The organism is Aquisalimonas sp., from assembly GCF_007120195.1.
Lineage (GTDB): Bacteria > Pseudomonadota > Gammaproteobacteria > Nitrococcales > Aquisalimonadaceae > Aquisalimonas.
Genome location: NZ_SKOG01000274.1, coordinates 1 through 3,440 on the forward strand (window position 1 = coordinate 1; position 3,440 = coordinate 3,440).

At 65.6% G+C, this 3,440-nt stretch carries 4 protein-coding genes; 3 read left to right on the forward strand and 1 reads right to left on the reverse strand.

All coding sequences use genetic code 11. The annotated features are described in order from the left end of the window. Nucleotides 1-96: 96 nt before the first annotated feature. The 3 genes from QZT63_RS18805 to QZT63_RS18815 all read left to right on the forward strand — a co-directional run bounded on the left by QZT63_RS18805 (nt 97) and on the right by QZT63_RS18815 (nt 2,151). Entirely contained in the window at nt 97-894 is a 798-nt protein-coding gene (locus QZT63_RS18805; protein WP_290653416.1) for a methyltransferase domain-containing protein, read from the forward strand. Nucleotides 895-929: 35 nt separating this feature from the next. Beyond that, the gene (locus QZT63_RS18810; protein ID WP_290653418.1) at nt 930-1,421 is read left to right on the forward strand and encodes a cupin domain-containing protein; all 492 of its coding nucleotides are present in this window, start codon (nt 930-932) and stop codon (nt 1,419-1,421) included. Between the two features lie 76 nt (nt 1,422-1,497). Continuing rightward, nucleotides 1,498-2,151 (forward strand): hypothetical protein, encoded by a 654-nt coding sequence (locus tag QZT63_RS18815; protein WP_290653420.1) that lies wholly within the window; start codon nt 1,498-1,500, stop codon nt 2,149-2,151. A gap of 282 nt (nt 2,152-2,433) precedes the next feature. On the opposite strand, the gene sseA is transcribed toward QZT63_RS18815, so the two are convergent. Continuing rightward, nucleotides 2,434-3,282 (reverse strand): 3-mercaptopyruvate sulfurtransferase, encoded by an 849-nt coding sequence (gene sseA / locus QZT63_RS18820; RefSeq protein WP_290653422.1) that lies wholly within the window; start codon nt 3,280-3,282, stop codon nt 2,434-2,436. Between the last annotated feature and the right edge of the window lie 158 nt (nt 3,283-3,440).

A 3,440-nucleotide genomic window follows, 5' to 3' on the forward strand; every position in this document is an offset into this window, starting at 1 on the left:
ATGAACGGCGGGAACCATTCGAGCGACCCATGCGTCCTGGCGACTACCTCGGGGACAGTGCCCCGGGCTCAGCAACCGAATCAGAGGACACACATCATGGCGACCAGCACACAGGCAATCGGAACCGCTGCCGTGGATCGGCAGGCACTGGAAGAGAAAGTCAAGGCCATGTACCACCAGGTCGCAGAGAACCCCCACGGCGACTTCCATTTCGCCCTGGGGCGCGGCCTGGCGGAGGAACTGGGCTATCCGCCGCAGGACTTGGACCGCATCCCCGCCGAGGCCATCGACTCCTTCGCCGGTGTCGGCAACCCCGTGGGGATCGCCGGCATCCAGCCCGGCGACGTGGTCCTCGACCTGGGCAGCGGCTCCGGTCTGGATGTCTTCCTGGCGGCCCTCTACGCCGGCCCCGATGGCCGCGTGCTGGGGGTGGACATGACGGAGGCACAGCGCCTCAAGGCGCAGCGACTGGCCGATGCGGCGGGCTTCGACACGGTGTCGCTGCATGCCGGCTATATCGAATCGCTGCCGTTCGACGATGCCAGCGTTGACGTCGTTATCTCCAACGGCGTCATCAATCTCTCCGCCGACAAAGCGCGCGTCTTCGCCGAGGCCGCCCGGGTCCTGAAGCCGGGCGGGCGCCTGGCGATCGCCGATATCGTCTCCGAGAGCCGGCTGCCGGAGCAGGTGAAGTGTGACGCGACGCTCTGGGCAGCGTGTATTGGCGGCGCCGCGCAACAGGACGAGTACCAGGCCGGCATCACGGCAGCGGGGCTCCAGGTGCGCCAGGTCGAGCACAACAGCCAGTACCAGTTCCTGACCGACCAGGCTGTGGCTGCCAGCCGCAGCTACGGCGTCAAGAGCATCAATCTTCTGGCCACCAAGCCAGCGTAAGCAAGAGAGCATCAGCAAAAAGGAGGAATGCAATCATGAAAACCGCAACGACGATCGCAACCGCCACCGCGCTCACCCTTGGTCTCGGCTTTGCCAACCTGACCGGGGCTGACCAGAACCACTACGAACCGGGCTCCGGCGGACACCTGTTCGTCACCCCGGATGAGCTGGAATGGGGTGAGGTCGGCTCCATGGAAGGCGATGCCCAGATGGCAGTGATCGAGGGTGACCTGAGCGAGACCGAACCCTTCACGTTCCGCCTCAAACTGCCGGAGGACTATGTCGTTCATCCCCACACCCATCCGGCCTATGAGCGGGTCACGGTGATCTCCGGTACATTCCATTTCGCCCACGGCGAGGAGTTCGATCGGAACGCCACCAAGGCCCTGACCGAAGGTTCCGTGGCCATCATGGCCCCGGGCGAGCCGATGTTCGGATACACCGAGGAGGAGACGGTGATCCAGCTCCACGGCGACGGTCCTTGGGGAATCGAGTACGTGAACCCGGAGCATGACCCCCGCGAGTAGTGCCCGCGGGGGGCCTTAATCGCAGCTGAAGGCGGGGGTGCCCCGCCTTGCTCCGTCGGTCGGGCCAGGAGGTGCCATGGACACCCGCGCTAAGCTGGTAACGCCAAACCCGCTAGCGTCCCGAAGGCACCTGGCCCGCTCGGTTCGGATTGGCGTGTTGCTGCTGTGCCTGCTCGTCGTCGCACTCAAGCTCGGGACGGAGCCGCCGGCATGGCTCATGGCGGGCACTGGCAGCACCTTGGCCCTGGTCGCCGCTTGTGTGATCTATGCGGTGTTACTCGTTGTGCCATTCATTCCTTCCGTGGAAATCGGGCTGCTCATCATGGTGCTCTTCGGCGGGCCGGGGGCCATCGGTGCGTATCTCGCGACCCTTGTGGGGCTGAACCTTGCTTACCTGCTGGGGCGCCAATTTGGCAAAGACCTCGCCGTTGCCCACCTTGCCAATACGACCACCTGGCGGTCCTGGCCCCGGGTGCAACGGCTCATGAGGCGGGTGACGCACCAGCATGATCAATCCGGGCGACGCCAATCCCTTGCGCCAGTGCTCGGGCTGGCCGTATTACTCAACCTGCCGGCGAACACGGTACTGGGCGGCGGGGGTGGCATCGCTCTTCTGTTCGGCGCTGCCCGTGTGCTCTCCTGGCCCCGATTCGCGGCGACGGTGGCAGCCGCCACGGTCTTGCTACCGGCGCTGGTGCTGCTGGGCATAGTCGGCGCGGAACACGTCTGAGTCGCTACCACCGCGCGGCAGCAGCGCGGCGGGAGGTGACGAACCCTTGACCTGTCGGCCGTTTTGCTCAATCTCGGCCTCTCCAGTGCTCGGCATCCATTTCTGCCGTGCGTCGGGTGGCTGCCGCGGAGTCGCGTGCAGTCCCGGGCGACACGTCGGTGGTTTGTCGTCGTGTTCCGTGAATAAGGCGGACACTCATCAGGCGCGCGCTGGTGTTCCGGGCCAGAAACGAGACCCGGCGTCACCGTCTCGGTGGGAGCTTTGCAGGCCTCCACTCGACCTTCAGGCGTCCTTGTCCACGGGCGTATCGTCCCGCGCACCCCACTCCGCCCATGAGCCGTCATAGACCGCCACATTGTCACGGCCCAGCCGGTGCAGGCCGAACGCGAGCGCACAGGCGGTGACGCCGCTGCCGCAACTGCAGACGACGGGCCGGCCCTCGGTCTCTGCGAACAGCTCCGCGAGCACGTCGGTGCCGTGCATTCGGCCCGTGGCCGGGTCGACCAGGTGATGGAACGCGACATTGATCGAGCCGGGAATATGGCCGCGCCGCAGGCCCGGGCGGGGCTCGGGGGCGCGGCCGGCGAAACGGTCCTCCGGTCGCGCATCGAGCATGGCCGCCTCACCGGAGTCGAGATTCTGCCGCATGTCGGCGAGGTTCCAGACCCGCTCGCCGGCGAAGCGTGCGCTGAATGTTCGTGGCTGGACTGACGGCTGACCCGCCTCCAGGGTCATGCCGGCACCGATCCACGCCGGCAACCCGCCGTCGAGGATGGCCACGGCCTCGTGGCCGAAGGTCCGGAACATCCACCACACCCGGGCCGCGGAGAACAGGCCGTAGGTGTCGTAAATCACAACATGGCTGTCGTTGCCGATGCCGAGAGCGCCGACGGCCTGGGCGAAGTTTTCTTCCGCGGGCAACATGTGCGGCAGCTCGGCCTTCGGGTCGACGACCCGGTCGATGTCGAAGAATACGGCGCCCGGGATATGGCCCTGCTCGAATTCCACCGCCGCATCCCGGTTCGTGCTCGGCAAATGCCAGCTCGCATCGACAACGCGCACGCCGGGGTCATCAAGGTGGCGGGTCAGCCAGTCCACGCTGACCAGCGACGAAAATCCGGCAACACTCATCCCGATCGTCCTCCCGATAAGGATAAGGGGTCAAGGATAAGGGGTCAAGTCTTGTAATATATAGTCCAAATCCTGCTGCAATGACGCATCTCCTTGCATCAAACGCATTCGAACATTACGCGCCGCTGCGCCAGCGCTAGCATAACCGCTCAGGCCGA

What these genes read in the sequence shown, in the direction of transcription:
- QZT63_RS18805 (WP_290653416.1), top strand. Translation starts at nt 97, where the DNA reads ATGGCGACCAGCACACAGGCAATCGGAACCGCTGCCGTGGATCGGCAG.
- QZT63_RS18810 (WP_290653418.1), top strand. Translation starts at nt 930, where the DNA reads ATGAAAACCGCAACGACGATCGCAACCGCCACCGCGCTCACCCTTGGT.
- QZT63_RS18815 (WP_290653420.1), top strand. Translation starts at nt 1,498, where the DNA reads ATGGACACCCGCGCTAAGCTGGTAACGCCAAACCCGCTAGCGTCCCGA.
- sseA (WP_290653422.1), bottom strand. Translation starts at nt 3,282, where the DNA reads ATGAGTGTTGCCGGATTTTCGTCGCTGGTCAGCGTGGACTGGCTGACC.